28 protein-coding genes are annotated in these 25413 nt (G+C 64.1%); 24 read left to right on the forward strand and 4 right to left on the reverse strand.

Annotated features, from left to right (window positions below; all coding sequences use genetic code 11):
• Nucleotides 1-181: 181 nt before the first annotated feature.
• Complete coding sequence (gene parE / locus RT460_RS15640; RefSeq protein ID WP_313320029.1) at nucleotides 182-2071, reverse strand: DNA topoisomerase IV subunit B; 1890 nt, start codon at nucleotides 2069-2071, stop codon at nucleotides 182-184.
• 181 nt (nucleotides 2072-2252) lie between these two features.
• On the opposite strand from parE, the gene RT460_RS15645 reads away from it, so the two are divergent.
• The 7 genes from RT460_RS15645 to truD all read left to right on the forward strand — a co-directional run bounded on the left by RT460_RS15645 (nucleotide 2253) and on the right by truD (nucleotide 8547).
• Nucleotides 2253-2507 carry a hypothetical protein gene (locus tag RT460_RS15645; protein ID WP_313320032.1) on the forward strand — a complete coding sequence of 85 codons (255 nt, stop codon included), beginning with the start codon at nucleotides 2253-2255 and terminating at the stop codon, nucleotides 2505-2507.
• Nucleotides 2508-2637: 130 nt separating this feature from the next.
• Nucleotides 2638-4302, forward strand: coding sequence for a CTP synthase (locus tag RT460_RS15650; RefSeq protein ID WP_313320035.1), 1665 nt, complete (start codon nucleotides 2638-2640; stop codon nucleotides 4300-4302).
• A 258-nt stretch (nucleotides 4303-4560) separates the two neighbouring features.
• Complete coding sequence (gene eno, locus RT460_RS15655) at nucleotides 4561-5853, forward strand: phosphopyruvate hydratase (protein ID WP_313320038.1); 1293 nt, start codon at nucleotides 4561-4563, stop codon at nucleotides 5851-5853.
• Between the two features lie 5 nt (nucleotides 5854-5858).
• Nucleotides 5859-6224, forward strand: coding sequence for a cell division protein FtsB (gene ftsB, locus RT460_RS15660; RefSeq protein WP_313320041.1), 366 nt, complete (start codon nucleotides 5859-5861; stop codon nucleotides 6222-6224).
• On the forward strand, nucleotides 6224-6919 hold the full coding sequence (ispD, locus tag RT460_RS15665) for a 2-C-methyl-D-erythritol 4-phosphate cytidylyltransferase (RefSeq protein ID WP_313320102.1): 696 nt from the start codon (nucleotides 6224-6226) through the stop codon (nucleotides 6917-6919). Before ftsB ends, ispD begins: the two co-directional genes overlap by 1 nt.
• Before the next feature lie 45 nt (nucleotides 6920-6964).
• Nucleotides 6965-7465 (forward strand): 2-C-methyl-D-erythritol 2,4-cyclodiphosphate synthase, encoded by a 501-nt coding sequence (gene ispF, locus RT460_RS15670; protein WP_313320044.1) that lies wholly within the window; start codon nucleotides 6965-6967, stop codon nucleotides 7463-7465.
• Nucleotides 7462-8547 carry a tRNA pseudouridine(13) synthase TruD gene (truD, locus tag RT460_RS15675; RefSeq protein ID WP_313320047.1) on the forward strand — a complete coding sequence of 362 codons (1086 nt, stop codon included), beginning with the start codon at nucleotides 7462-7464 and terminating at the stop codon, nucleotides 8545-8547. The genes ispF and truD overlap by 4 nt, the downstream gene beginning before the upstream one ends.
• Before the next feature lie 337 nt (nucleotides 8548-8884).
• On the opposite strand, the gene RT460_RS15680 is transcribed toward truD, so the two are convergent.
• Nucleotides 8885-9424 carry a Smr/MutS family protein gene (locus RT460_RS15680; protein ID WP_313320049.1) on the reverse strand — a complete coding sequence of 180 codons (540 nt, stop codon included), beginning with the start codon at nucleotides 9422-9424 and terminating at the stop codon, nucleotides 8885-8887.
• A gap of 178 nt (nucleotides 9425-9602) precedes the next feature.
• Here RT460_RS15680 and surE point away from each other — a divergent pair, with 178 nt between their 5' ends.
• The 5 genes from surE (at nucleotide 9603) to RT460_RS15705 (ending at nucleotide 12830) form a co-directional block, all read left to right on the forward strand.
• Nucleotides 9603-10382 (forward strand): 5'/3'-nucleotidase SurE, encoded by a 780-nt coding sequence (surE, locus tag RT460_RS15685; RefSeq protein ID WP_313320052.1) that lies wholly within the window; start codon nucleotides 9603-9605, stop codon nucleotides 10380-10382.
• A complete protein-coding gene (locus RT460_RS15690; protein WP_313320055.1) occupies nucleotides 10379-11056 on the forward strand; it encodes a protein-L-isoaspartate(D-aspartate) O-methyltransferase in 678 nt (225 codons plus the stop codon). Before surE ends, RT460_RS15690 begins: the two co-directional genes overlap by 4 nt.
• An 18-nt stretch (nucleotides 11057-11074) precedes the next feature.
• Entirely contained in the window at nucleotides 11075-11689 is a 615-nt protein-coding gene (locus RT460_RS15695; RefSeq protein WP_313320058.1) for a YqaA family protein, read from the forward strand.
• Complete coding sequence (locus RT460_RS15700) at nucleotides 11686-12459, forward strand: peptidoglycan DD-metalloendopeptidase family protein (RefSeq protein WP_313320061.1); 774 nt, start codon at nucleotides 11686-11688, stop codon at nucleotides 12457-12459. The genes RT460_RS15695 and RT460_RS15700 overlap by 4 nt, the downstream gene beginning before the upstream one ends.
• A 137-nt stretch (nucleotides 12460-12596) precedes the next feature.
• Nucleotides 12597-12830, forward strand: a complete 234-nt coding sequence (locus RT460_RS15705) for a hypothetical protein (RefSeq protein ID WP_313320064.1) — start codon at nucleotides 12597-12599, stop codon at nucleotides 12828-12830.
• A gap of 295 nt (nucleotides 12831-13125) precedes the next feature.
• Here RT460_RS15705 and RT460_RS15710 read toward each other — a convergent pair whose 3' ends face one another.
• Nucleotides 13126-13506, reverse strand: a complete 381-nt coding sequence (locus RT460_RS15710; RefSeq protein ID WP_313320067.1) for an Mth938-like domain-containing protein — start codon at nucleotides 13504-13506, stop codon at nucleotides 13126-13128.
• 18 nt (nucleotides 13507-13524) lie between these two features.
• Nucleotides 13525-13830 (reverse strand): ribosome assembly RNA-binding protein YhbY, encoded by a 306-nt coding sequence (yhbY, locus tag RT460_RS15715; RefSeq protein WP_313320070.1) that lies wholly within the window; start codon nucleotides 13828-13830, stop codon nucleotides 13525-13527.
• Nucleotides 13831-13894: 64 nt separating this feature from the next.
• Between yhbY and rlmE the strand changes: the two genes are divergently transcribed.
• The 12 genes from rlmE (at nucleotide 13895) to recX (ending at nucleotide 25230) form a co-directional block, all read left to right on the forward strand.
• Nucleotides 13895-14527, forward strand: a complete 633-nt coding sequence (rlmE, locus tag RT460_RS15720; protein ID WP_313320072.1) for a 23S rRNA (uridine(2552)-2'-O)-methyltransferase RlmE — start codon at nucleotides 13895-13897, stop codon at nucleotides 14525-14527.
• A gap of 53 nt (nucleotides 14528-14580) precedes the next feature.
• A complete protein-coding gene (gene ftsH, locus RT460_RS15725) occupies nucleotides 14581-16509 on the forward strand; it encodes an ATP-dependent zinc metalloprotease FtsH (RefSeq protein WP_313320074.1) in 1929 nt (642 codons plus the stop codon).
• 110 nt (nucleotides 16510-16619) lie between these two features.
• On the forward strand, nucleotides 16620-16793 hold the full coding sequence (locus RT460_RS15730; protein ID WP_313320076.1) for a hypothetical protein: 174 nt from the start codon (nucleotides 16620-16622) through the stop codon (nucleotides 16791-16793).
• Entirely contained in the window at nucleotides 16793-17689 is an 897-nt protein-coding gene (gene folP, locus RT460_RS15735) for a dihydropteroate synthase (protein WP_313320077.1), read from the forward strand. Before RT460_RS15730 ends, folP begins: the two co-directional genes overlap by 1 nt.
• Complete coding sequence (miaA, locus tag RT460_RS15740) at nucleotides 17689-18642, forward strand: tRNA (adenosine(37)-N6)-dimethylallyltransferase MiaA (RefSeq protein WP_313320079.1); 954 nt, start codon at nucleotides 17689-17691, stop codon at nucleotides 18640-18642. The genes folP and miaA overlap by 1 nt, the downstream gene beginning before the upstream one ends.
• A gap of 88 nt (nucleotides 18643-18730) precedes the next feature.
• Nucleotides 18731-19018: an RNA chaperone Hfq gene (gene hfq / locus RT460_RS15745; protein WP_313320081.1), complete on the forward strand. Its 288-nt coding sequence runs from the start codon at nucleotides 18731-18733 to the stop codon at nucleotides 19016-19018.
• 14 nt (nucleotides 19019-19032) lie between these two features.
• Nucleotides 19033-20343, forward strand: a complete 1311-nt coding sequence (gene hflX, locus RT460_RS15750) for a ribosome rescue GTPase HflX (protein WP_313320084.1) — start codon at nucleotides 19033-19035, stop codon at nucleotides 20341-20343.
• Nucleotides 20344-20462: 119 nt separating this feature from the next.
• Nucleotides 20463-20957 (forward strand): nicotinamide-nucleotide amidohydrolase family protein, encoded by a 495-nt coding sequence (locus RT460_RS15755; protein WP_313320087.1) that lies wholly within the window; start codon nucleotides 20463-20465, stop codon nucleotides 20955-20957.
• Between the two features lie 35 nt (nucleotides 20958-20992).
• Nucleotides 20993-22672: a 2-polyprenylphenol 6-hydroxylase gene (ubiB, locus tag RT460_RS15760; protein WP_313320088.1), complete on the forward strand. Its 1680-nt coding sequence runs from the start codon at nucleotides 20993-20995 to the stop codon at nucleotides 22670-22672.
• An 81-nt stretch (nucleotides 22673-22753) separates the two neighbouring features.
• Nucleotides 22754-23401 carry a transcriptional repressor LexA gene (lexA, locus tag RT460_RS15765; protein ID WP_313320091.1) on the forward strand — a complete coding sequence of 216 codons (648 nt, stop codon included), beginning with the start codon at nucleotides 22754-22756 and terminating at the stop codon, nucleotides 23399-23401.
• Nucleotides 23402-23585: 184 nt separating this feature from the next.
• A complete protein-coding gene (recA, locus tag RT460_RS15770) occupies nucleotides 23586-24626 on the forward strand; it encodes a recombinase RecA (RefSeq protein WP_313320094.1) in 1041 nt (346 codons plus the stop codon).
• A gap of 112 nt (nucleotides 24627-24738) precedes the next feature.
• Nucleotides 24739-25230 (forward strand): recombination regulator RecX, encoded by a 492-nt coding sequence (recX, locus tag RT460_RS15775; protein ID WP_313320097.1) that lies wholly within the window; start codon nucleotides 24739-24741, stop codon nucleotides 25228-25230.
• Nucleotides 25231-25413 lie beyond the last annotated feature (183 nt).

Here is a 25413-nt window from a genome sequence, read left to right on the forward strand (position 1 = left end):
GTCTCCGGCGGGTTTCTGCATGCACTGAACGTGTGGATCAGACCTCAAGCGAGGCTTCAGCCTGAAGTGGTCTGAGCCCCTCTCCCCTTGCGGGAGAGGGGTTGGGGAGAGGGGGCACTAACAAGGCAAACAAAAAAACCCGCCGTCTCCGGCGGGTTTCTGCATGCACTGAACGTGTGGATCAGACCTCAAGCGAGGCCAGGTCACCCTTGCTCTCCAGCCATCCCTTGCGGTCGGCTGCACGCTTCTTGGCCAGCAACATGTCCATCAGCGAGCGGGTCTGTTCGTCGTCGTCCACCGTCAGCTGCACCAGGCGCCGCGTGTCCGGATGGATGGTGGATTCACGCAGCTGCGAGGGGTTCATCTCGCCCAGGCCCTTGAATCGGGTGACGCTGACCTGGCCGCGGATTTTCTCGCGCTCGATCTTGTCCAGCATTGAGCGCTTTTCTTCCTCGTCCAGCGCGTAGAACACCTGCTTGCCCACGTCGACGCGGAACAGCGGCGGCATCGCCACGAACACATGGCCGGCATCGACCAGGGATGGGAAGTGACGCACGAACAGCGCCGCCAGCAGGGTGGCGATGTGCAGGCCGTCGGAGTCGGCGTCGGCCAGGATCACCACCTTGCCGTAACGCAGGCCGGACAGGTCGTCCTTGCCCGGGTCGCAGCCGATGGCGATGGCCAGGTTGTGGACTTCCTCCGAGGCCAGCACGCTGCCGGAGGAAACTTCCCACGTGTTCAGGATCTTGCCGCGCAGCGGCAGGATCGCCTGGAAATCCTTGTCGCGGGCCTGCTTGGCGCTGCCGCCTGCCGAGTCACCTTCGACCAGGAACAGTTCGGTGCGCGACAGATCCTGGCTGATGCAGTCCGCCAGCTTGCCAGGCAGGGCCGGGCCTTGGGTGACCTTCTTGCGGGTGACGAGCTTTTCGGTCTTCAGGCGCGCGCTGGCGCGCTCGATGGCGATCTGCGCGATTTTCTCGCCCAGTTCCACGTTCTGGTTCAGCAACAGGCTGAAGGCGTCATGCACCGCGCTCTCGACGAAACCGGCGGCCTGACGGGAGGACAGGCGCTCCTTGGTCTGGCCGCTGAACTGCGGGTCGGTCATCTTCAGCGACAACACGAAGGAGACGCGGTCCCACACGTCTTCCGGGGCCAGCTTGACGCCGCGCGGCAGCAGGTTGCGGAAGTCGCAGAACTCGCGCAGCGCCTCGGTCAGGCCGGTACGCAGGCCGTTGGCATGGGTGCCGTGCTGGGCGGTGGGGATCAGGTTGACGTAGCTTTCCTGCACCAGTTCGCCTTCCGGCAGCCACGCCACGGCCCAGTCCACCATCTCGGTTTCTTTCTTCAGCGAACCGGCGAACAGGTCAGCCGGCAGCATTTCGCGCTCGCCCAGCTCGGCCTTCAGGTAGTCACGCAGGCCGTCTTCGTAATACCAGGTGTCGACTTCGCCGGTGGCTTCGTCGGTCAGCTTGACGGTCAGGCCGGGGCACAGCACGGCCTTGGCGCGCAGCAGGTGGCGCAGGGCGCGGACGTTGAATTTTGGTGTGTCGAAGTACTTGGGGTCGGCCCAGAAGCGCAGGCGGGTGCCGGTGTTCTTCTTGCCAACGCTGCCGACCACTTCCAGCGGGCTGGCGCGGTCGCCATCGCGGAAGGTGATGCGGTGCTCGCTGCCGTCGCGGCGGATATGGATCTCCACCAGCGTGGACAGGGCATTGACCACCGACACGCCAACGCCGTGCAGGCCGCCGGAGAACGTGTAGTTGCGGTTGTTGAACTTGCCGCCGGCGTGCAGGCGGGTCAGGATCAGTTCGACGCCCGGGATCTTTTCCTCCGGGTGGATGTCCACCGGCATGCCGCGGCCATCATCGCTGACCTCGCAGCTGCCATCCTTGAACAGGGTGACTTCCACGGTCTTGGCGTGGCCGGCCAGGGCCTCATCGACCGAGTTGTCGATGACTTCCTGCGCCAGATGGTTCGGGCGCGCGGTGTCGGTGTACATGCCAGGGCGGCGTTTGACCGGGTCCAGGCCAGAAAGGACTTCGATGTCAGCGGCGTTGTAACGGGCGTTCATGTATCTCGGTAGGGCGCAAATCGACGTGCGAGTGTGCGGTCTGGCGGGGATTTTTGCACGCGGGTCGTCACCCGGGTCCTTGTACCGTCATTCAGGGCGGGGGCAGCTGGTGGCGGGTATCCTATGCTTGGTTAATCGTAAGTCCCGCCTTATGGCCCGGGACATGCTGAGGAGGAAGCGGATGAAAACTTCAAAATTGCTTGCCCTGGCTGCTGTTGCCGCAACCGTTGTGGCAGTGCCTTTTGTGATGGCGCAGTCCGCCGACAAGGGCCCGGCACCCCAGACCCCGCAGAACGCGCCGGTCGACAAGGCCCAGAGCGAGGCCGAGCAGAAGGCCAAGCGTCGTGCCGCCGCCGCTGCGCAGGACAAGGCGCAGGCTGGCCAGCAGGCCGAGCCGCGTGAAGAAGAGGAAGAGGAAGCCCGTCGCCGTCGCTGACGCGGTTTTCCATGGTTTCAAGGACGCCCCGGCGCAGGTCGGGGCGTCTTTTTTTTGATCTCGTCGCATCCAGCGCTTGGGTGTTTTGGCGACAACCTTTAAACTAGGGCTTTCCGGGAGGCAGTGAGCCGTGACCCCCCTTATTTTTGTTACCGGTGGTGTGGTGTCCTCGCTTGGCAAGGGCATTGCAGCCGCGTCCCTGGCCTCGATTCTCGAGGCGCGTGGCCTGAAGGTCACCATGATGAAGCTGGATCCGTACATCAACGTCGATCCAGGCACGATGAGCCCCTTCCAGCATGGTGAGGTTTACGTCACCGACGACGGTGCCGAGACCGATCTGGACCTGGGCCATTACGAGCGTTTCATTCATAACCGCCTGAGCCGTAAGAATTCGGTGACCACCGGGCGCATCTACGAAAACGTGATCCGCAAGGAGCGCCGTGGTGATTATCTCGGCGCCACCGTGCAGGTCATCCCGCATATCACCGACGAAATCCGCCGCTGCATCGACGAGGCCACTGAAGGTTTCGACGTGGCGCTGGTGGAAATCGGCGGGACCGTCGGCGATATCGAGTCGCTGCCGTTCCTGGAGGCCATTCGCCAGGTGCGCACCGAGCGTGGCCCGGAGAAGGCACTGTTCATGCACCTCACCCTGGTGCCGTACATTGCTGCCGCCGGTGAGCTGAAGACCAAGCCGACCCAGCACTCGGTCAAGGAACTGCGCTCGATCGGTATCCAGCCGGATGTGCTGCTGTGCCGCTCCGAGCATGCGATTCCGGATTCGGAGCGCCGCAAGATTTCCCTGTTCACCAATGTTTCCGAGCGCGCCGTGATCAGCGTGCCGGACGTGGAAGTGCTGTACCGCGTGCCGATGGGCCTGCATGCGCAGGGTTTGGACGAGATCGTGGTCAACCAGCTCAAGCTGGGTGACAAGGCCGGCCCGGCCGACCTGACCGAGTGGGAATCGGTGCTCGATGCCGCACTGCATCCGTTGGACGAAGTCACCATCGCTGTGGTCGGCAAGTATGTCGACCATCAGGACGCCTACAAGTCGGTGGGCGAGGCCCTCAAGCATGGCGGCCTGCGCCAGCGCACCAAGGTCAACCTGAAGTGGCTGGAGGCGCAGGAGCTGGAAGAAGCCGGACTGTCGGCGCTGGAAGGCGTGGACGGCATCCTGGTGCCGGGCGGCTTTGGTGACCGTGGTTTCGAAGGCAAGGTGCTGACCTCGCAGTACGCCCGCGAACACAAGGTGCCGTACTTCGGCATCTGTTACGGCATGCAGGCCGCGGTGGTTGATTTCGCCCGCCATGTGGCCGGCCTGGAAGGCGCCAATAGCACCGAGAACGACCGCCAGTCGCCGAACCCGGTGATCGGCCTGATCACCGAATGGCGTACCGCCACCGGTGAAGTCGAGAAGCGTGATGAGAAGTCCGACCTGGGCGGCACCATGCGCCTGGGCCTGCAGGAGCAGCGCCTGAAGCCGGGTACCCTGGCGCGTGAGTTGTACGGCAAGGACGTGGTGGCCGAGCGTCATCGTCACCGTTATGAGTTCAACAACCGCTACCGTACCCAGTTGGAAGATGCGGGCCTGGTAATTGCCGGCAAGTCGATGGACGACACCCTGGTGGAAGTGGTTGAACTGCCGCGTGACCAGCACCCCTGGTTCCTCGCCTGCCAGGCGCACCCGGAGTTCCTGTCCACCCCGCGTGGTGGCCACCCGCTGTTCATCGGCTTCATCCGCGCCGCGCGCGAGAAAAAGGCCGGCGGCAAGCTGCTGCAGGAAGCCCGCGCGTAAACACGGGCATGTAGTGCCGAGCCATGCTCGGCAGGGGCTTTATCGGTAACGCCTCAGCCGAGCATGGCTCGGCTCTACAGGTGCGGAGGCACCCCAAACAAGGCCCGCCACGTGCGGGCCTTGTTCGTTTCATCGGTCTTGGCCGCTTTCAGGCGAAAGCAACGCGCCGCGCCGGCCCGCGCTTCGGCTAAACTGCGGCACGGTTTTTGTGTTCCCCGTCGACAACCCGACGCACCTAGACGAGCCTGACCCCCAGACATGACCAACATCGCCAAGATCCACGCCCGTGAAATCCTCGACAGCCGTGGCAACCCCACGCTGGAAGCCGAAGTCACCCTGGCCGACGGCTCCTTCGGCCGCGCCGCCGTCCCGTCCGGTGCTTCGACCGGTACCAAGGAGGCCGTGGAACTGCGTGATGGCGACAAGACCCGCTACCTGGGCAAGGGCGTGCGCAACGCCGTGGCCAACATCAACGGCGCCATCTCCACTGCTCTGGTCGGCTTTGATGCCGAGGACCAGCAGGGCCTGGATCGCCGCCTGATCGACCTGGATGGCACCGAAAACAAGGGCCGCCTGGGCGCCAACGCGCTGCTCGGTGTTTCCATGGCGGCCGCCCATGCGGCGGCGGCTTCCAAGAAGCAGGCCCTGTGGCAGTACCTGGGCGGCAAGACCGGCGCCGCGCCGTCGCTGCCGGTGCCGATGATGAACATCATCAACGGCGGTGCCCACGCCGACAACAACGTGGACTTCCAGGAGTTCATGGTGCTGCCGGTCGGCTTCAGCTCGTTCAGCGAATCGCTGCGCGCCGGCACCGAGATCTTCCACGCGCTCAAGTCGGTGCTCAAGGGCCACGGCCTGAGCACGGCAGTGGGTGACGAAGGTGGTTTCGCCCCGGACTTCCGCAGCAACGTCGAAGCCCTGGACACCATCCTGGAAGCCATCGGCAAGGCCGGCTACAACGCTGGCGAAGACATCCTGCTGGGTCTGGACGTGGCCTCCAGCGAGTTCTACGAGAACGGCAAGTACAACCTGGTCGGCGAGAACAAGCGCCTGACGTCCGGGCAGTTCGTCGATTTCCTGGCCGACTGGACCGCGCAGTACCCGATCATCACCATCGAGGACGGCCTGGCCGAGAATGACTGGGCCGGTTGGAAGCTGCTGACCCAGCGCATCGGCAACAAGGTGCAGCTGGTTGGCGACGATCTGTTTGTCACCAATCCGAAGATCTTTGCCGAAGGCATCGAGTCGGGCACAGCCAATGCCATCCTGATCAAGGTCAACCAGATCGGCACCTTGACCGAGACCCTGGAAGCCATCGCGATGGCCGACAAGGCCGGGTATGCGGCCATCGTCTCGCACCGTTCCGGTGAGACCGAAGACACCACCATCGCCGACATCGCCGTGGCTACCACCGCGACCCAGATCAAGACCGGCTCGCTGTGCCGCAGCGATCGCGTGGCCAAGTACAACCAGCTGCTGCGCATCGAGGAAGCCCTCGGCAGCGGTGCACGCTATGCCGGTCGTGACGCGTTTGTCTCGCTCAAGCGCTGATCGTCATGCGTAATTGGCGCTGGCTGCTGCTGGTGCTGGCGGTACTGCTGGCTTGGCTGCAGTACCGCTTCTGGTTCGGCCCGGGCAATTCGGGTGAGGTGATGATGCTCGAAGCCCAGGTCGCCAACCAGAAGCGTGACAACGACGGCCTGCAGCAACGCAATGATGCCCTGGCCGCCGAGGTCAAGGATCTCAAGGATGGCGAGGCTGCCATCGAAGAGCGTGCGCGCAGCGAGCTGGGCATGATCAAGCCCGGTGAAAAGTTCTACCGCGTGGTTGAAGACGCGCCGGTGGCGGCACCCGTAGCGCCGGCTGCACCGGCTGCGGCGGGGCAGGGCGACCTGCAATCACCCCCGGAGAATGTGCCGTGATCGTGCAGACCTGGGCCGTGGTCCCGGCAGCTGGGCGCGGCGCCCGCTTTGGCGGGCCAGTGCCCAAGCAATACCTGCTGGCCGATGGTGAGCCGCTGCTCGCCCACACCTTGCAGGCGCTGCTGTCGCATCCCGGCGTGGCAGGGGTGATGGTGGCCATTGCCGAGAATGATGCGGACTGGCCGGGCTGGAGCTCGTTTGCCGACAAGCCGGTGCTGACCTGCGTGGGAGGAGAGACCCGTGCTGCGTCGGTGTTGGCCGGCTTGCAGGCCTTGCCGGAAAGTGTGCGCGCCGATGATTTCGTGCTGGTCCACGACGCGGCCCGTCCCAATCTTGCCGCTGCCGACTTGAGTCGTCTGCTGGAAGTAGGGCGCGCGGACCCGGTGGGCTGCATTCTGGCCGCGCCGGTGCGCGACACACTCAAACGTGCGGGCGACGACGGCGGCATTGACCGCACCGAGCCGCGTGAACGGCTGTGGCGTGCGTTGACCCCGCAGTTGTTCCGTCGCCATCAGTTGACCCGCGCGCTGCTGGATGCGGCCGCCGCTGGGCTTGATGTCACCGATGAGGCAATGGCGATGGAGCGGCAAGGCGTCCGCCCGCTGCTTGTAGAAGGTGCTGAAAGCAATTTCAAGGTCACCACTCCGGCCGATCTGGCCCGTTTCGAATTCGAGCTGTCGCGGCGCGGCAGCTGATCCCTTGCCGGCGCGTTGGCGTCGGCTCTGCCAAGAAGTACTGCCATGAACTCTTCTGCTTCCTTTCCTCCCATCCGTATCGGCCAGGGCTATGACGTGCATGCCTTCGGTGAAGGCGACCACATCATGCTGGCTGGCGTGCGCGTAGCGCACAGCCGCGGGGTGCTTGCCCATAGCGACGGTGATGTGGCCTTGCATGCGCTGTGCGATGCAATGCTGGGTGCGCTCGCGCTGGGGGATATCGGCGTGCATTTCCCGCCGTCCGATGTGCGCTGGAAGGGCGCGGACAGCAGCCGCTTTGTCACCCATTGCAATGAATTGCTGCGTGAGCGTGGCTGGCAGGTCGGTAACGTCGATATCACCGTGATCTGCGAGCGGCCCAAGGTCGGCCCGCATGCACTGGCAATGCGCGATAAGGTTGCGCAGCTGCTGGAGATCGATCTGGGCCGGGTCAGCATCAAGGCCACCACCAGCGAGAAGTTGGGGTTCACCGGTCGCGAAGAAGGTATAGCTGCGCAGGCCGTGGCCTTGTTGGTGGCCGCATGAACGCGCTGCCCTTGGCCTTTGGCGAGCCGGTGCTGAGTGCGGCGATGCGCGGCGTGCCGGAAGACTTCCAGGTAGATGAAATCCCGGCCTTTGATGCCACCGGTGAAGGCGAGCATCTGTTGCTGGATATCCGCAAGCGCAATGCCAATACGGTTGCCATTGCCAAGCAGCTGGCGCAGTGGGCGGGCGTGCAGGAAATGGGCGTCAGCTATGCCGGGCAGAAAGACCGTCATGCGGTGACCACGCAGCGTTTCAGTGTGCACCTGCCCAAGCGCGTGGCGCCGGATCTGGCGCTGCTGGAATCCAATGAGCTGCACGTGCTTGCATCCACCTGGCACAACCGCAAGCTGCAGCGCGGGGCGTTGGCAGGGAACCGTTTCAAGCTGGTGCTGCGCGGCGTGCAAGGCAGCAAGGCGGCGATCGAGCAGCGGCTGCAGTTGATTGCGACGCGCGGCTTGCCGAACTGGTTCGGTGAGCAGCGTTTTGGTCGCGACGGCGGCAATGTGCCGGCTGCGCTGCAGATGTTTGCCGGCCGGCGGGTGCGCAAGGACCAACGTTCGATGTTGTTGTCGGCCGCGCGCTCGGCCTTGTTCAACCGCGTGCTGGCTGCGCGCGTGGAGCAGGGCAACTGGGATTCGGCACTCGAAGGTGAGGTGTGGATGCTGGACGGCAGTCGTTCGGTGTTCGGCCCGGAGCCGATGAGCGAGGTGCTGGCCGAGCGCCTGGGGCGCTTTGATATCCATCCCAGTGCACCGTTGTGGGGTGTTGGCGAACTGCGTTCGGCTGATGCTGCGCGTGCGCTGGAAGAACAGGCGCTGGCCGACGAGCAAGCCTTGGCGCTGCGCGCCGGGCTGGAGCAGGCCGGGCTCAAGCAAGAGCGGCGATCCCTGCGGCTGAAGCCATCGCTGATGCAGCACCAATGGCTGGCTGACGATGTGCTGGAGGTTTCGTTTGCCTTGCCGCCGGGTTGCTATGCCACCGCGGTCTTGCATGAATTGGGCGAAGTGACCGATGCGAGCCGCAATGAAATCGCGGCTGCTCCGGCAACCGAAGCCCCCAGTGCAGAAGACACCGCCGATTAAATGCTAGGCCAGAACGCAGTCCGGGTAAGCGCAGCGCACCCGGGAAGCAGGCAGTCGTAGCCCGGGTAAGCACAGCGCACTCGGGAAGCAGGCAGTCGTAGCCCGGGTAAGCGCAGCGCACCCGGGGAGCGGGCAGTCGTAGCCCGGGTAAGCACAGCGCACCCGGGAAGCAGGCAGTCGTAGCCCGGGTAAGCGCAAGCGCACCCGGGAAGCGGGTAGCCAGTGGCGCTTCAGAACGCGACGCGAACGGCCCCGGGTGTGCTTGCGCTTACCCGGACTACGGTGATGGGCAAGTTGCGCGCGTCACGGAAACAGTAGTGGCTGGGGAGCGGGGCGCTCAGCGGTTGGCCAGCAGCACCAGTACCGCGCCGGTTCCGCCCTGCGTGGGTGGCGCCGAGTGGAAGGCCAGCACATCGTTGCGCTGGCGCAGCATGCGATCGACAAGGTTCTTCAATACCGGCGCGCCGCCATCGGACTGCAGGCCTTTGCCGTGGATGATGCGCACGCAGCCATGCTCGTGCGCCCGCGCTTCGAGCAGGAATGCGCGCAGCAGGGATTCGGCCTGCGCAGCGGTGGCGCCATGCAGGTCCAGTTCGTCCTGCACGGAATACTGGCCGCGCTTGAGCCGCTGGAACATGCGTGCAGGCAAGTTGTCGCGACGGTAACTGGCCACGTCTCCGGCCTCCAGCGGGGCGCTGGAGCGCAACAGGCGGGCGAACTCGCCCAATGCTTCGGATTCATCCTGTTCAGCCATGCGCGCGCGTGGCTTGGGCCGCGGCTTGCCGGTGGCCGCTGTTTCCACCGGCCGCATCGGGGTCACTTCGCCGATGGCTGAGCGGAACAGCGCGGCGTCATCTTCATCTTCGGGATACGACATGTGTACAGCGTAACGTGCGCCTGATCGCAGGCAAGTCCCGCGAAGGGGGAAGTGCAGCTGCGCATTCCGGTATCATGGCCGCTCAGGTCGGTTCCCGTCAGCGGTGCTGAACGGGGATTGGCGATTGCGGCGACGGAAACGGGGACGCCGCGGATTGATCCAGTAACCCAGGCCTTTAATGCGCGTACTTGTATCAAACGACGATGGTGTGGATGCCCCCGGCATCAAGATGTTGGCCGAGGAACTCCGCAACGCCGGACATGAAGTCACCGTGGTGGCACCGGACCGGGACCGCTCCGGCGCCTCGAACTCGCTCACGCTCGACCAGCCGGTGCGGCTGCGGCGCATCGACCACTACACCTGTTCGGTGGCGGGCACTCCTACCGACTGCGTCCATCTGGCGCTGACCGGCATGCTCGAGTATGAGCCGGATATTGTGGTCTCCGGGATCAACAATGCCGCCAACCTTGGCGATGATGTGATCTATTCGGGCACGGTGTCGGCGGCGATGGAAGGCCGCTTTCTGGGCCTGCCGTCGGTGGCGGTGTCGCTGGTCACGCACAAGCACGAGGCCAAGAATTTCCGTACCGCGGCGATGGCGGCGGTTGAGATTGTGGCCCGGCTGAAGGCCGATCCGCTGCCGGCCGATACCATCCTCAACGTCAACGTGCCGGACCTGCCCTGGGACGAAATCCGCGGCTTTGAAGTCACCCGGCTGGGCAACCGTCATCGTGCCGAAGCCTGCATCCCGGCAACCGACCCTCGCGGCAATACCGTGTACTGGATCGGACCGGCTGGCAGCGAGCAGGACGCTGGCCCTGGCACCGACTTCCATGCGGTGCGCACCGGCCATATTTCCATCACTCCGATCCAGGTTGATCTGACCCGCTACGAGGCGCTCGAAAAAGTGGCCGGGTGGGTTGGCGGGCTGACCGAGTCGCTGGGGAAGACGCAATGACCCCACGCCTGCGCCTGCAACCCGAAGCCGTCGGTATTGGCATGACCTCCCAGCGCGTCCGGGACCGGCTGGTCGACCGGCTGCGGGAGGTCGGCATTGCCGATGAGTCCACGCTCAACGCGGTGCGGGTGGTGCCCCGCCATCTGTTCATCGATGAGGCCCTGGCCTCGCGGGCCTACGAAGACACGGCGCTGCCCATTGGCCATGGCCAGACCATCTCCCAGCCCTGGGTGGTGGCGCGCATGACCGAAGCGGTACTGGCCGTGTCACCCAAGAAGGTGTTGGAAGTGGGCACCGGCTCGGGCTACCAGGCGGCGATACTCGGCGCATTGGGCCTGGAAGTGTTTACCGTCGAACGTATCGGCGACCTGCTGCGGCAGGCGCGCAAGCGCTTCCGCCAGCTCGGCATGAACATCCGTACCAAGCACGATGATGGCCGAATCGGTTGGCCAGAGCATGGCCCCTACGACGCAATCGTGGTGACTGCAGCAGCGCCCGCACTGGTCGATGCATTGATTGACCAGCTTGCTGTCGGTGGGCGCCTGGTGGCGCCGGTGGGTGGCGCAGGCGGACAGGTGCTGTTGCAACTTACCCGCCAGGCCGATGGCACCATTGTCCAGGAAGAGCTGGCGCCGGTGAGCTTCGTGCCGTTGCTGTCGGGAATGCTGGATTAACAAGGACACTGCAGCGCAATGAAGATCTTCGGGCCGTTGTATGACCGCGCAATGGTCTGGGCCAGCCACGAGCGGGCGCCCACCTATTTGACGGTATTGAGTTTCATCGAGGCCATCATCTTTCCGGTGATGCCGGAAGTGATGCTGATGCCGATGTGTGTGGCACAGCCGCGCAAGGGCTGGTGGTTTGCCACCTTGAGCCTGGCCGGCTCGATGGTCGGTGCGCTGGTTGGCTACGCGCTCGGTCACTACGCCTTCGAGATGCTCAAGCCGGTATTCGAGTGGATGGGCATGCTGCCGGCGATCGAGGCCGGTATCGCCACGCTGCAGGAAAAAATGGTGGAGTCGCCCTGGGCGGTGTTCACCTTCCTGGTACTGGGTGGCTTCATGCCCATTCCGATGAAGGTCTTCACATGGGCCTCGGGTATCGTTGGCGTACCGCTGCCGCAGTATCTTTTGAGCATGTTGGTAGGTCGCGGCAAGCGCGTGTTCGTGCTGGCTGCGGTAATCCGCTTTGGTGGCGCGCGCGCGGCGCAGGCGCTGCGGCGTTGGATAGAACCGCTGGGCTGGATCGCCACTGTATTGGTGGTCGGCCTGGTGGGTTGGCTGGTCTGGAGAGCGAAATTCGCATGAATGCAAACGTGCTGGGCAAGGGTTTGGGCAGAGCGGCCTGCGTGCTGCTGGTTGGAGTATTGGCCGCGTGCGGCACGGCAACGGTGGTGAAGCCGTCCGGTGGCGGGTCCACGTCGGCGGGTACCTCGACCACGCCGCGCACCTCGGTGCCCAAGCCGGGCCAGACGGCGGTGGTACGGCGCGGAGATACCCTGTACGCATTGGCCCGCATCCACAACATCACCCCGGGCGATCTGGCGGCTTGGAATGGCCTTTCGCAGCCCTACACGATCTATCCGGGTCAAACCCTGCGGCTGTATCCGGGTGGAAGCGCGGCCAGCACTACCCGTCCGGCCGGTGGCAGCACCAGCACACCGGTGACAACCGCGCCGGCGGTCACAGCCACCCCGGTCAACAGCGGCATCGGCTGGCGTTGGCCGGCCGAAGGTGCGCTGGTCGGCCGCTTTGTCGCGGGTGAGACCACCAAGCAGGGTATCGACATTGCTGGCAGCAGCGGTGCGGCGGTACGTGCGGCCGGCCCCGGTGTCGTGGTGTATTCCGGTGCGGGCCTGGTGGGTTATGGCGAGCTGATCATCATCAAGCACAACGACCAGTGGCTGTCGGCCTACGGCCACAACCGCAAGCGCCTGGTCAATGAAGGGCAGAGCGTCAAGGCCGGTGATCAGATCGCCGAGATGGGCCGTACCGGCACCTCGCGCGACATGCTGCACTTCGAGATCCGCTACAACGGCAAGCCCGTCGATCCGCTGATCTATCTGCCGAGGAAGTAAGTCGGCTGCAGTGCTGATATCAAGACAAGGGAGCTTTCAGCCCCCTTGTTTGTTCATGCCTCAAGGCGGCGCAGGACAGTGACGTGATCTGCGATGCGTTGCTATCGTTGCCCGTCCTGGCAGTGGGGAGAGCGCAGATGCAGAAGCGGGGCTATTGGTTCCAGGCCAAGACGCATGGGATTGGCTGGGGCTGGCCATTGGTCTGGCAGGGGTGGTTTGTTTATGGATTGGCGGCTGTACTTCTGGTGGCTGGATTCGTGCTGTTCCCGCCGTCGACCACGCCGATAGCGTTAGCTGTTTTCAATGGCGCGGTGATACTTGCCCTCTTGCTGGTGTGCTGGCTGAAGGGCGAGCCTCTGCGATTGCGCTAGGTGTGTACGGCAGACAGGTTCCTCTGCCTTTTGCCGGAAGCGCTGGCAGGTCGATCAGCGCGTCAGGCAGCAGCAACGTAGCCCGGGTAAGCGCAGCGCACCCGGGAATCAGAACCCCGTCGGTGTCGCCAATCGCGTGCCATCGGCCCGGTTGTGCTGCGCTTCCCCGGACTGCAGACAGCTGACGACTTGCGCCCCTTCTGGTGCGGGTCGGTCGACCGTTTGTGATGCGGGGAATGCCCCAAAAAAAACCCGGCGATGCCGGGTTTTCTCATGTCTGTTGCGAGTGGCCAGCTCAGTGGCTGCTGTCCAGGATGAAGGCCATCACAACCCGGCGGTTCTCGCCGGCCAGCACATTGTAGGTCCGGGCCGCCGAGGCGTTGTTCATCACCTCGATGCCGATGCCGCGGGTCAGGCATTTGGCCATCACTGCCGCCGCCGGAAACACCTGCTTCTCGCCGGTGGCCAGGATGATCAGCTCCGGATCCTGCTCCAGGGCCACGTCCAGATCATCCGGGCTCATTGTCGCTGCCGACGCAACTGGCCAGTTTTCTACCAGTTGGTTGGGTGCAAGCACGAAACTATGCGTGAGGACCTGGGCATTCACCGTCGCCTGGTGGCCATCGGCCGAACGCAGGGAATAGGTGTAATCGGGCAGTTCGCGGCTCAGCAACATGACGAGGGTCCTCGGCGATCAGCCGCGGGGCAGCACGATCTGGCGCTTTTCCTTGGCCGGGCGGTACAGCACGGCGACATGGCCGATACGCTGCACCAGCACGCCACCGCTGGCGTCCACCAATTCGGCAACCATTGCGTCGCGGGTTTCACGGTCTTCGGCGGCAATCTTGACCTTGATCAGCTCGTGGCGTTCCAGCACCTCGTCCAGCTCGGCCAGGAAGGCCGGGGTAACCCCCTTGCCACCGATCTGCAGCAGTGCTTTCAGATCGTGCGCTACGCCGCGCAGGAATCGGTTTTGGGCCGGGGTAATGACGATGGACATTCAGGAATACGGGTTATCAAGGGGGTTCAGGGTATCATGACCACCCCTGTGAGCCCCATTGCCGATGCCTTCCCGTAGCAAAAGCAGCCAGCGTTGGCTGAAAGAACACTTTTCCGATCCTTTTGTGAAAAAGGCCCAGAAGGAAGGCATGCGCTCGCGCGCGGCCTATAAGTTGGAAGAGCTGCTGGAACGTGACCGGCTGCTGAAACCGAACATGGTCGTGGTGGATCTGGGCGCGGCACCTGGCGGCTGGTCTCAGCAGGTGCGGAGACAGATGGGCGATACCGGCCGCGTGCTTGCCCTGGACATCCTGGAGATGCCGCCGCTGGCCGGCGTGGAATTCCTTCACGGCGACTTCAGGGAAGAAACCGTCCTATCTGAATTCGAAGCCATGCTTGGCGATCAGCCGGTGGACCTTGTTCTCTCGGATATGGCCCCCAATAAGAGTGGCATGGATGCGGTGGACCAGCCGCGGATGATGCACCTGGCGGAGTTGGCGATGGATTTTGCCGACAACCATCTCAAGCCGGGTGGGGCGTTCCTGATCAAGTTGTTCCAGGGCGTCGGCTTTGACGACTACGTGCGCGAGTTGCGCCGTCGGTACGACAAGGTCGCCATTCGCAAGCCGGACGCTTCACGCAAGCGTTCACCTGAGGTTTATGCCCTCGGGCAGGGCAAGCGCAGCCAGATCAAGTAAGCTCAACCATACGAATTGCGTCAGTAAATAGAGGGACATCGGAGCCGATGAGGATGAACGACCTGACCAAGAACCTCCTGTTGTGGGTGGTTGTCGCCGTCGTGCTGATGGTGGTGTTCCAGAGCTTTGCGCCCCGTGGTGGCGCGGTGGCGGCTGGTGACGCACGCAACTACACCCAGTTCCTGCAGGAAGTGGACTCCGGCCGGATCAAATCGGTGGAGTACACCGACAAGACCACGCTGACCACCAACCACCTGCGCTTCAAGCGTTCGGACGGTTCGGAAGGGCAGCTGTTTGCTCCGGCCGACCCCAAGCTGCTGGACCAGTTGTATTCCAAGAACGTTGAAGTAGCTCGCCAGGAGCCGGCGACCGGTCCAGGCTTCTGGGGCCTGGTGCTGCAGTTCCTGCCGGTATTGCTGCTGATTGGCTTCTGGATATTCATGATGCGCCAGATGCAGGGCGGTGGCGGCGGTGCCAAGGGCGCGATGTCCTTCGGCAAGTCGCGCGCCAAGCTGCAGGGCGAGGACCAGATCAAAGTCACCTTTGCCGACGTTGCCGGTTGCGACGAGGCCAAGGAAGAAGTGGGCGAGCTGGTTGAGTTCCTGCGTGACCCGACCAAGTTCACCAAGCTCGGCGGCAAGATCCCGCGTGGCGTGCTGATGGTGGGCCCGCCGGGTACCGGCAAGACGCTGCTGGCCAAGGCCATTGCCGGCGAGGCCAAGGTGCCGTTCTTCGCCATCTCCGGCTCGGACTTCGTCGAGATGTTCGTCGGCGTTGGTGCCAGCCGCGTGCGCGACATGTTTGAGCAGGCCAAGAAGCATGCGCCGTGCATCATCTTCATCGACGAAATCGATGCCGTGGGCCGTCACCGCGGCTCGGGCATGGGCGGTGGCCATGACGAGCGCGAGCAGACCCTGAACCAGATGCTGGTCGAGATGGACGGCTTCGAGGGCGGTGAGGGCGTGATCGTGATCGCCGCCACCAACCGCCCCGACGTGCTGGACAAGGCGTTGCTGCGTCCGGGCCGTTTCGACCGCCAGGTCATGGTCGGCCTGCCGGATATCAAGGGCCGCGAGCAGATCCTGCGTGTGCACCTGCGCAAGGTGCCGGCCGCCGATGACGTGCGCCCGGAAGTGCTGGCACGCGGTACCCCGGGTTTCTCCGGTGCCGACCTGGCCAACCTGATCAATGAAGGCGCCCTGTTTGCGGCTCGTCGCAACAAGCAGGAAGTCGACATGAAGGACTTCGAGGACGCCAAGGACAAGATTTACATGGGTCCTGAGCGCCGCAGCATGGTCATGCGCGAGGATGAGCGTCGCAATACCGCTTACCACGAGTCCGGCCACGCCGTTGTCGCCATGTCGCTGCCCAAGGCCGACCCGGTGCACAAGGTCACCATCATGCCGCGCGGCTGGGCATTGGGCGTGACCTGGCAGCTGCCGGAGCACGACCACATCAGCAAGTACAAGGACCGCATGCTGGAAGAGCTGGCGATCCTGTTTGGTGGCCGTATCGCCGAGGAGATCTTCGTTGGCGAGATGTCGACCGGTGCCTCAAATGACTTCGAGCGTGCCACCAAGCTGGCCCGTGGCATGGTCACCAAGTACGGCATGTCCGATGTGATGGGCACCATGGTTTACGCCGACGAAGAAGCCGGCTATGGCATGCACAGCAAGACCATTTCCGAGGCCACCCAGCAGAAGGTGGACGCGGAGATCCGTCGCATCCTCGACGAGCAGTACCAGGTTGCCTACAAGATCCTGGAAGAGAAGCGCGATGTGGTCGAGGCCATGACCGCTGCGCTGCTGGAGTGGGAGACCATCGACGCCGAGCAGGTCAAGGCCTTGATGGAAGGTCGTGAGCCGTCGCCGCCGGCAGGTTGGGTTGCCAAGACCCCGCCCAGCAGCGGCAGCAATGATGGCAAGGGTGGCGATGACCAGCGTCCGGTCACACCGATCACCGATCCGGCCGGCCAACACTGACCCGGTAGCGTGGAAAAACAGGAAACGGGCCGGCTTGCCGGCCCGTTTTCGTTATGCGCCTGTGGCCGCGCTGGGCGAGAATAGCGGTGACATTTTCTGTTGGTGATTGCATGAACGAACCCAAGCCGCCGCCGTTGAACGTGCCCGAGATGATTATCGCCACCGTCGCAGGCGTGTCCTTCGGGTTGAAGACGGACAACTTCCTTGCCGGCATTTTCGTAGGCGTGGTGTTGGGCATCGTGCTGAGCCTGATCGGCAACAAGATCCGTTCGAGGAACAAATGATGTTTGACACCGCTCCCGTTCTGGATTGCGCGGGCCGTCCTCTGCGGCTGGACCGGGCGCAGGTGATGGGTATCGTCAATGTCACGCCTGATTCGTTCTCCGATGGTGGTCAACACGCCAGCACGGATGCGGCCATCGCCCACGCACTGGCGTTGGTGGAGCAAGGGGCTGATCTGCTTGATATAGGTGGAGAGTCCACACGGCCTGGTGCCGTCGAGGTGTCCGTGCAGGAGGAGATCGACCGGGTGGTGCCGGTGATCGAGGCACTGGCCAGCCGTGTTGCGGTGCCGCTGAGCGTGGACACCTTCAAGCCCGAGGTCATGCGCGCGGCCTTGGCTGCCGGTGCCGGCATGGTCAACGACGTGCAGGCGCTGCAGCAGCCCGGTGCATTGGAGGCGGTCGCCATGTCCGGGGCGGCGGTGGTGCTGATGCACGCGGTGGGTGGCCCTTACGATGCAGGCGTCGCACAGGACTATGTTGATATTGCCGGGGATGTGCAGCGGTTTCTCGCCGAACGCATCTTTGCCTGCGAAATGGCGGGCATCGAGCGCAAGCGGCTGGTGCTGGACCCGGGCTACGGCTTCAACAAGGACACCGGGCAGAATTTCGCCTTGCTGGCAGCGCAGGCGCGCCTGCTCGATCTGGGGCTTCCGTTGTTGGCCGGTTTCTCGCGCAAGCGCTGCATCGGTGAGGTTACCGGGCGCACTGTGGCCGCAGAACGGGCGGCCGGCTCGCTGGCCGCGCATTTGCTGGCTGTGCAGCGTGGCGCGAAGATCGTCCGTGTGCACGATGTTGCCGCCAGCGTTGATGCACTGAAGGTGCTGGCCGCCCTCGATGCCGTGCCGGTACCGCGCAGCAATGCCGCGCCGCAGTTGCGCTGGCCGGACGAGGACTGATGGCAGTCGATCAACGGCCGCTTGCCATTGCCTTGATGGGCCCCACTGCATCGGGCAAGACCGCTGCGGCGATTGCCCTGGCCAAGGCCCATGGTGGCGAGATCGTCAGTGTCGATTCGGCGCTGGTGTATCGCGGTCTGGATATTGGTGCCGCCAAGCCGGACAGCGTCGAACAGGACGGGGTTCCCCATCACCTGCTGGACCTGCGCGATCCCTGGCAGACCTATTCGGCCGCGGAATTCGCCGCCGATGCGGCGGCCGCGGCGCAAGGCATTGTTGCCCGCGGCGGTCTGCCGATCCTGGCGGGCGGTACCGGACTGTATTTTCGCGCCTTGCTGCAGGGGTTGTCGGCGATGCCGGAGGCAGACCCGGCCTTGCGCGCGCAGATCAGTGCCGAGGCTGAGGCCAGTGGCTGGGCCGCGTTGCACGCGCAGCTCGCCGAGGTCGACCCGGTCGCGGCCAAGCGCATTCATGCGACCGATCCGCAGCGGATCCAGCGGGCGCTGGAGGTCCATCGGCTCACCGGCAAGCCGATCAGCTACTGGCAGGCGCAGCCGGGCACTGCGCCGCTGCCACTGCGTGTACTGAAGGTGGTGCTGGCCCCGGCCGAGCGCGCGGTGCTGCACCAGCGCATCGAGCGCCGCTTCGACCTGATGCTGGAGAACGGCTTCCTGGACGAGGTCCGCGCATTGCGTGCCATGCCCCGCATGGCGGAGGTAGCCGCACCGCTGGACCTGCCAGCGATCCGCGCGGTGGGCTATCGCCAGGCATGGCAGTTCCTGGACGGGCAGGGCAGCCATGCCGAGTTCCGCGACAAGGGCGTGTTCGCCACCCGCCAGTTGGCCAAGCGCCAGCTCACCTGGCTGCGCGGCGAGCTGGACGCCCGTTGGTTCGACCCTGCCAGCGAAATGGACCATCTGCGGGACGCGGTATCGCTGTTTCTGCAAAGGTAGGAAGCCCCGTGGCGGTGTAACATCGGGGTTCCGGGCTGGCGGGGGATGCCAGCACTGGCCCATAAGAACAAGAACAGAGGAGTAGATGATGTCCAAGGGGCAGTCTTTGCAGGATCCGTTTCTGAACGCACTGCGTCGTGAGCGCGTGCCGGTTTCGGTCTACCTAGTCAATGGAATCAAGTTGCAGGGCACGATCGAGTCGTTCGACCAGTTCGTGGTGCTGCTGCGCAACACCGTCAGCCAGATGGTCTACAAGCACGCCATTTCAACCGTGGTACCGGCACGCAACGTGCGTGTGGGGCCGGGCGGCGGCTATGTGCAATCGGGTGATGGAAGCCAGGCAGGCGATGACGAAAACGAAAACGACAACGAATAAGAAGGTAGCGGCGCATGTTTGACCGCTCGAAAAAGGGCGAACATGCGCTGTTGATCCAGCCGCATGCAGGGCGGTTGGAAGAGGATGTGCTGGAGGAGTTCTCCGATCTGGCACGCTCGGCCGGTGCCAGCATCGCGGCGACCATCACCGCGCGCATGGACCGGCCCAATCCGTCCACGCTGATAGGCAGTGGCAAGCTGGAAGAGGTGAAGGCCGCAGCCGACGCCACCGGCGCCGACCTGATCCTGGTCAACCACCAGCTGAGCCCGGTGCAGGAGCGCAACCTCGAGCGCTACCTGGAGCGCCGGGTGATCGACCGTACCGGACTGATCCTGGACATCTTTGCCCAGCGGGCGCACAGCCACGAAGGCAAGCTGCAGGTCGAGCTGGCGCAGTTGCGCCATCTGGCCACGCGACTGGTGCGCGGCTGGACCCACCTTGAACGTCAGCGCGGTGGTTCCATCGGCCTGCGCGGCCCGGGCGAAACCCAGCTGGAAACCGATCGTCGCCTGTTGCAGAAACGGGTGGAGCAGCTGCAGAAACGTCTGGAAAAGGTTCAGGTGCAGCGCACCCAGATGCGCCGCGCACGGGTACGCAGCGAGATGCCGCGTATCGCCCTGGTGGGCTATACCAATGCCGGCAAATCGACGCTGTTCAACGCCTTGACCGGTGCTGGCGCCTACGCTGCGGACCAGTTGTTCGCGACCCTGGACCCGACCGTGCGGCGCATCACGCTGCCAGGCGGCAACGCCATGCTGGCCGATACCGTCGGCTTTGTCCGCGATTTGCCGCATGAACTGGTTGCCGCTTTCCGCTCGACCCTTTCCGAAGCGCGCGAAGCCGATTTCCTGTTGCATCTGGTTGATGCCGCCGACCCGTTGCGCGAGGAGCGCATCGCGCAGGTGGATGAGGTCTTGCAGGCGGTGGGTGCGGGTGATTTGCCGCAGTTGCTGGTGTTCAACAAGATCGATCGCATCGAGGGCGCCGAAGTGCGCCACGACGCCCAGGATGGCGTGCCGGATGAGGCGCGCCGCGAGCGGGTGTGGATCTCCGCACGCGACGGGCGCGGCCTGGAGTTGCTGCAGTCGGTCCTAGGCAAGCGCTTGGGCCTGCAGCATGTCACTGGCAGCATCCGCTTGCCGCCCAGTGCGGGGCGTCTGCGTTCGCGCCTGCATCAGCTGGATGTCATTCGCAGCGAGCAGGCCGACGAAGAGGGTTGGCTGATCGAGGTGGACATTCCCATCGCCGAGGCCGAAAAACTGGCCGCCAGCGCGGACGGAGCGATCATCCGCACCCTGCTGCCGGAAAAGCTGCCGGAGTGGTAAGCCGGCAAGTGCGTGCGCGCTACGCTGCGTGAACCAGGAGTGCAGGGCGGCCTGGCCGCCCTGACAGCGCCTGCTGATCTGCGGTAAAACGGGAGGGGTCTCCCTTCGCGTTGCCGCCGATGTCCAATCCCACCGATGCCGACCTCAACGCCCAGGCCGCCGCGCTTGGGCAGCGCCTGCAGCAGGCGTCCTTGCAACTGGTCACTGCCGAGAGCTGCAGTGGCGGCTGGATCGCCAAATGCATGACCGACATCGCCGGCTCATCGGCATTCTTTGATTGCGGCATGGTGGTTTACAGCTACGAGGCCAAGCAGCGCCTGCTTGGTGTGCGCGCACAAACCCTGGAACAGTTCGGCGCGGTCAGCCGCGAGACCGTGCTGGAAATGGTGGCCGGTGCGCTGATCAATTCCGGTGCGGGCATTGCCGTAGCGGTGACCGGCATCGCCGGCCCAGGTGGTGGCAGCCCGGACAAGCCGGTCGGCAGCGTCTGGGTCGGCTGGAAGCGTCGTGGCGGTTATGCGCGCGCGGAACTGTTCCAGTTCGACGGCGACCGCGATGCGATCCGCCGGCAGACCGTGGCGGCTGCCCTGCGCGGTATCGGCGAACAACTGTGACATGCTGGACCGGACAGCAACCGGGGTAGGCGGCAATGTGGGAAACACTGGGCACCGTTCGTGATCTGGGGCGGCTGCAGGAGATTGCAGCGGTACTGATCCGCTATGGCTTCGGCGATATCGTGCGTCGCACCGGACTTGCCAATGTGCTGGAACGGGCCGGTCGCCTGCTGCGTTGGAACGACAGCCAGCAGATGCTGCGAATGACCGCGCCGGTACGGGTTCGTAGCGCCATGCAGGACCTGGGGCCGACATTCGTCAAATTCGGACAGGTATTGGCGACCCGCGTGGACCTGTTGCCACCGGAATGGATCGCTGAACTGTCCGAGTTGCAGAATGCCGTGCCCGCGCTGCCGTACGCGGCGATCCGTGAACAGTTGGAGGCGGATCTTGGCGCGGCACCTGCCGAGGTGTTTGCCTTCCTTGACGAGACACCGCTGGCGGCGGCGTCACTTGCGCAGGCGCATCGGGCACGCCTGCATGACGGCAGCGAGGTGGTGCTCAAGATCCGTCGGCCTGGCATCCGCGATGTGGTTGAAGCGGACCTGCGCCTGCTCGCGCGGCTGGCCGAGATCGTGGAAGCACGCCTGCCAGACCTGCGCCGATACCGGCCCGCCGAAGTGGTGCAGCAGTTCACCGTCTCCTTGCGCAGCGAAATGGATTTTGCCGCCGAATGTCGCAACGCCGAGCGCATCGCGCGCAACTTCGAAGGACGCGATGACATCCTCATTCCGCGGGTGCATTGGCAGTGGACCTGCGAAAGCCTGAACGTGCAGGACCTGGTGGATGGCATCCCGGGGCGCAATCTGAACGCCGTGGATGCGGCAGGCCTGGACCGCGCCGAACTGGCACGGCGTGGCGCCGATATCGTGCTCAAGATGGTGTTGGAAGATGGCTGTTTCCACGCAGATCCGCACCCGGGCAACATCTTCTACCTGCGCGACGGCCGCATTGGCGTAATCGATTTCGGTATGGTCGGCGCGCTATCGGAATCGCGTCGCTTCCAGGTCGCGCAACTGCTGCATGGCCTGGTTGAGCAGGAGCCACAGGCCGTGGCGGATGTGTTGCTGGATTGGGCCGGTGGTGTCGAAGTCGACGAAGCGCGCCTGCACCAGGACATCAGCCAGTTCGTCGATCAATACCGGGGCGTACCGCTCAAGGACCTGCGCATAGGCTTGATGCTGGGCGACATCACCCAGTTGCTGCGCAGTTACAGCCTGACCTTGCCGGCTGACCTGGCATTGATGATCAAGGCTTTCCTCACCCTGGAGGGCATGGGCCGGCAGTTGGACCCGGATTTCGACATGGCCACTGCGGCGCGCCCGTTTCTCGAGCGGGTGGTAATGCAGCGATACGCCCCGCGTGCCCTGCTCAAGCGGGGCCGGCGCAGCCTGCTTGGACTGCTGGACTTCGCTGGCGAATTGCCGCGGGAACTGCGCGGACTGGTCAAGGCGGCGCGCCGTGGGCAACTGAAGTTGAAGGTGGAAACGTCTGCGTTGCAGGGCTTTGGCGACCAGGTCAACCGCGCCGCCAACCGCCTGGTGGTGGGTGTGATCACTGCGGCCCTGATCATCGGCTCGTCGATCGTCATGCATAGCGTAGGCGGGTTTTCCAGTCGCTGGCTGCTGGCGCTGGGTGTGTGCGGATTCCTGGGGGCTGGCGTGTGCGGCGTCTGGATCGTGTTCTCCATCTGGCGTAGTGGCCGCCACCACTGATAGTGCAATAGCGCTTGGCCTGTCGCGTCGTACGCAAGCGGGGGCTTGTATTGCCGTCCGTTAGTAGTAATACTACTAACCATGAACCTGACCGATACCCAGCAAGCCATCCTTGACTTGATCGCAGAGCGCATCGAGGCCGAGGGCATGCCGCCGTCGCAAACCGAGATCGCCCGGGCATTTGGATTCAAGGGCGTGCGTTCGGCGCAGTACCACCTTGATGCACTGGAAGCCGCGGGCGCCATCGAGCGCGTGCCGGGGCGGGCCCGTGGCATCCGCCTGGTACGTCAGGAGAGCGAGGAGGGGGCAGCCCCCGCCGTCGTACACGCCGCGGCCAATGACGATGTACTGCGCTTGCCGATCCTTGGGCGGGTGGCAGCCGGCCTGCCGATCGGCGCGGACATCGGCTCGGATGACTACGTGGTGCTGGACAAGGTCTTTTTTTCGCCTGCCCCTGATTACCTGCTGAAAGTGCAGGGCGACTCGATGATCGACGAAGGAATCTTCAATGGCGACCTGATCGGTGTGCACCGCACCCGCGACGCCCGTTCCGGGCAGATCGTGGTAGCGCGTATCGATGACGAGATCACCGTCAAATTGCTGAAGATCGCCAAGGATCGCATCCGCCTGTTGCCGCGCAATCCGGATTACGCGCCTATCGAAGTGCTGCCAGACCAGGACTTCTCGATCGAAGGGCTGTATTGCGGCCTGCTCAGGCCGAACCGCTGATGGGAAGTGTCGCAGTCATAACTGCCTGTTTTCCTTACGTTAGGCAGTTGCCTGTGCTGCTGCCGGTATCCTTGCCGGCCAAATAATTTTGTCGTCTCGTTTGCAGTCTCAGCCTTTGCGATACGACACCTCTACAGTGGACCCCATGACGAAATCTACGAAATCAACGACGAGGACGAACCCGATGGACGAGAACAAGAAGCGCGCGCTGTCCGCTGCACTGAGCCAGATCGAGAAGCAGTTCGGCAAGGGTTCGGTGATGCGCATGGGCGACCGTGTGGTCGAGCCCGTCGAGGCCATCCCCACCGGTTCGTTGATGCTGGATATCGCTCTGGGCATTGGCGGTCTGCCGAAGGGGCGCGTTGTTGAAATCTACGGTCCGGAGTCCTCCGGCAAGACCACGCTGACCCTGCAGGCCATTGCCGAGTGCCAGAAGATGGGCGGCACCGCGGCCTTCATCGATGCCGAGCATGCACTGGACCCGATCTACGCTGCCAAGCTGGGCGTCAACGTGGACGACCTGCTGCTGTCGCAGCCGGATACCGGTGAGCAGGCGCTTGAAATCGCCGACATGCTGGTGCGTTCGGGCTCGGTGGACATCCTGGTGGTCGACTCGGTCGCTGCGTTGACCCCCAAGGCCGAAATCGAAGGCGAGATGGGCGACCAGCTGCCGGGTCTGCAAGCCCGCCTGATGAGCCAGGCGCTGCGCAAGCTGACCGGAAACATCAAGCGCTCCAATACCTTGGTGGTCTTCATCAACCAGCTGCGCATGAAGATTGGCGTGATGATGCCGGGCCAGAGCCCTGAAGTGACCACTGGCGGCAACGCACTGAAGTTCTACGCCTCCGTGCGCCTGGATATCCGCCGTATCGGCGCGATCAAGAAGGGCGACGAGATCATTGGTAACCAGACCAAGATCAAGGTGGTGAAGAACAAGCTGGCACCGCCGTTCAAGCAGGTAATCACCGAGATCCTGTACGGCGAGGGCATCAGCCGTGAGGGTGAGCTGATCGACATGGGCGTGGAAGCCAAGCTGGTTGAGAAGGCTGGCGCCTGGTACAGCTACGGTGATGAGCGTATTGGCCAGGGCAAGGACAACGCCCGTGGCTACCTGCGTGACAACCCGCAGCTGGCAGCCAAGCTCGAAGCCGAGCTGCGCGAGAAGTTCCAGCCCAGCGAGGCGGCGCGTGAAGAAGGCGACGACAGCGACGCTGACGAGGAATGAGTTTCCCGTGGGGGCGGGCGGCGCATCGTCAGTGACGCTGCCCGCCTCCGCGGCATTTTATCCAGGAGGCTGAACGCCAAGGATGGCGCCACCTCGGCTGGCGATAGATGCCATGAATGATTTTGAAGACGCCGTACCCAAGGCGGGCAAGCGCCGCCGGGAACAGACGCCTCTGCAGCGCGCATTGGGGCTGTTGGTAAGACGGGAGCACTCCCGCAAGGAGCTCGGGCGCAAGCTCAAGAGCCGCGGCCTGGATGCTGATGAGGTGGATGCGGCGATAGCACGTCTGGCAGCCGATGGCTGGCAGGACGATGAACGGTTTGCTGAAACCTTGGTGCGCAATCGCGCAAATACCGGCTATGGCCCGCTGCATATCCGCGCAGAGCTGGGTACCCACGGCCTGGACAGCGACCAGATCGAGGCGGCCATGGCAACCTTTGAGGGCGACTGGCTGGACAACGCCAGGGATCTGGTATGCCGCAGATTTGGCGAAAACGGCCCGCAGGAACTGGTCCAGCGACGCAAGGCGGCGGACCTGCTGGCCCGGCGTGGCTTTGACGGCGGCTGCATCCGCCAAGCCACCCGTTACGATCCTGAGGACTGAGCGGGCTGGGCCTGATACCCTTTCAGGGTTTCGGTAGTCCCGAATTCCCGCACCCGTAGGGGTGGTCGGGACCCGCTAGCCAGCTTACCTGCCAGTCCCCCATGAATACTCCCGTCAAATTCACAACTTCCCAGATCCGCAGCGATTTCCTTGAGTTCTTCAAGGGCAAGGGCCACACCATCG

Origin of the sequence: Stenotrophomonas sp. (assembly GCF_032061965.1) — a bacterium.
Classification (GTDB): Bacteria; Pseudomonadota; Gammaproteobacteria; order Xanthomonadales; family Xanthomonadaceae; genus Stenotrophomonas.

Excerpts from the sequence above, each read along its gene's own strand:
- recX (WP_313320097.1), top strand. The coding sequence starts at position 24,739 with ATGAATGATTTTGAAGACGCCGTACCCAAGGCGGGCAAGCGCCGCCGG.
- hflX (WP_313320084.1), top strand. The coding sequence starts at position 19,033 with ATGTTTGACCGCTCGAAAAAGGGCGAACATGCGCTGTTGATCCAGCCG.
- eno (WP_313320038.1), top strand. The coding sequence starts at position 4,561 with ATGACCAACATCGCCAAGATCCACGCCCGTGAAATCCTCGACAGCCGT.
- ftsB (WP_313320041.1), top strand. The coding sequence starts at position 5,859 with ATGCGTAATTGGCGCTGGCTGCTGCTGGTGCTGGCGGTACTGCTGGCT.
- ispF (WP_313320044.1), top strand. The coding sequence starts at position 6,965 with ATGAACTCTTCTGCTTCCTTTCCTCCCATCCGTATCGGCCAGGGCTAT.
- truD (WP_313320047.1), top strand. The coding sequence starts at position 7,462 with ATGAACGCGCTGCCCTTGGCCTTTGGCGAGCCGGTGCTGAGTGCGGCG.
- RT460_RS15695 (WP_313320058.1), top strand. The coding sequence starts at position 11,075 with ATGAAGATCTTCGGGCCGTTGTATGACCGCGCAATGGTCTGGGCCAGC.
- ubiB (WP_313320088.1), top strand. The coding sequence starts at position 20,993 with ATGTGGGAAACACTGGGCACCGTTCGTGATCTGGGGCGGCTGCAGGAG.
- ftsH (WP_313320074.1), top strand. The coding sequence starts at position 14,581 with ATGAACGACCTGACCAAGAACCTCCTGTTGTGGGTGGTTGTCGCCGTC.
- parE (WP_313320029.1), bottom strand. The coding sequence starts at position 2,071 with ATGAACGCCCGTTACAACGCCGCTGACATCGAAGTCCTTTCTGGCCTG.
- yhbY (WP_313320070.1), bottom strand. The coding sequence starts at position 13,830 with ATGTCCATCGTCATTACCCCGGCCCAAAACCGATTCCTGCGCGGCGTA.
- RT460_RS15700 (WP_313320061.1), top strand. The coding sequence starts at position 11,686 with ATGAATGCAAACGTGCTGGGCAAGGGTTTGGGCAGAGCGGCCTGCGTG.
- recA (WP_313320094.1), top strand. The coding sequence starts at position 23,586 with ATGGACGAGAACAAGAAGCGCGCGCTGTCCGCTGCACTGAGCCAGATC.
- RT460_RS15680 (WP_313320049.1), bottom strand. The coding sequence starts at position 9,424 with ATGTCGTATCCCGAAGATGAAGATGACGCCGCGCTGTTCCGCTCAGCC.
- RT460_RS15690 (WP_313320055.1), top strand. The coding sequence starts at position 10,379 with ATGACCCCACGCCTGCGCCTGCAACCCGAAGCCGTCGGTATTGGCATG.
- RT460_RS15705 (WP_313320064.1), top strand. The coding sequence starts at position 12,597 with ATGCAGAAGCGGGGCTATTGGTTCCAGGCCAAGACGCATGGGATTGGC.
- rlmE (WP_313320072.1), top strand. The coding sequence starts at position 13,895 with ATGCCTTCCCGTAGCAAAAGCAGCCAGCGTTGGCTGAAAGAACACTTT.
- miaA (WP_313320079.1), top strand. The coding sequence starts at position 17,689 with ATGGCAGTCGATCAACGGCCGCTTGCCATTGCCTTGATGGGCCCCACT.
- RT460_RS15645 (WP_313320032.1), top strand. The coding sequence starts at position 2,253 with ATGAAAACTTCAAAATTGCTTGCCCTGGCTGCTGTTGCCGCAACCGTT.
- RT460_RS15730 (WP_313320076.1), top strand. The coding sequence starts at position 16,620 with ATGAACGAACCCAAGCCGCCGCCGTTGAACGTGCCCGAGATGATTATC.
- lexA (WP_313320091.1), top strand. The coding sequence starts at position 22,754 with ATGAACCTGACCGATACCCAGCAAGCCATCCTTGACTTGATCGCAGAG.
- hfq (WP_313320081.1), top strand. The coding sequence starts at position 18,731 with ATGTCCAAGGGGCAGTCTTTGCAGGATCCGTTTCTGAACGCACTGCGT.
- RT460_RS15710 (WP_313320067.1), bottom strand. The coding sequence starts at position 13,506 with ATGTTGCTGAGCCGCGAACTGCCCGATTACACCTATTCCCTGCGTTCG.
- RT460_RS15755 (WP_313320087.1), top strand. The coding sequence starts at position 20,463 with ATGTCCAATCCCACCGATGCCGACCTCAACGCCCAGGCCGCCGCGCTT.
- surE (WP_313320052.1), top strand. The coding sequence starts at position 9,603 with ATGCGCGTACTTGTATCAAACGACGATGGTGTGGATGCCCCCGGCATC.
- folP (WP_313320077.1), top strand. The coding sequence starts at position 16,793 with ATGTTTGACACCGCTCCCGTTCTGGATTGCGCGGGCCGTCCTCTGCGG.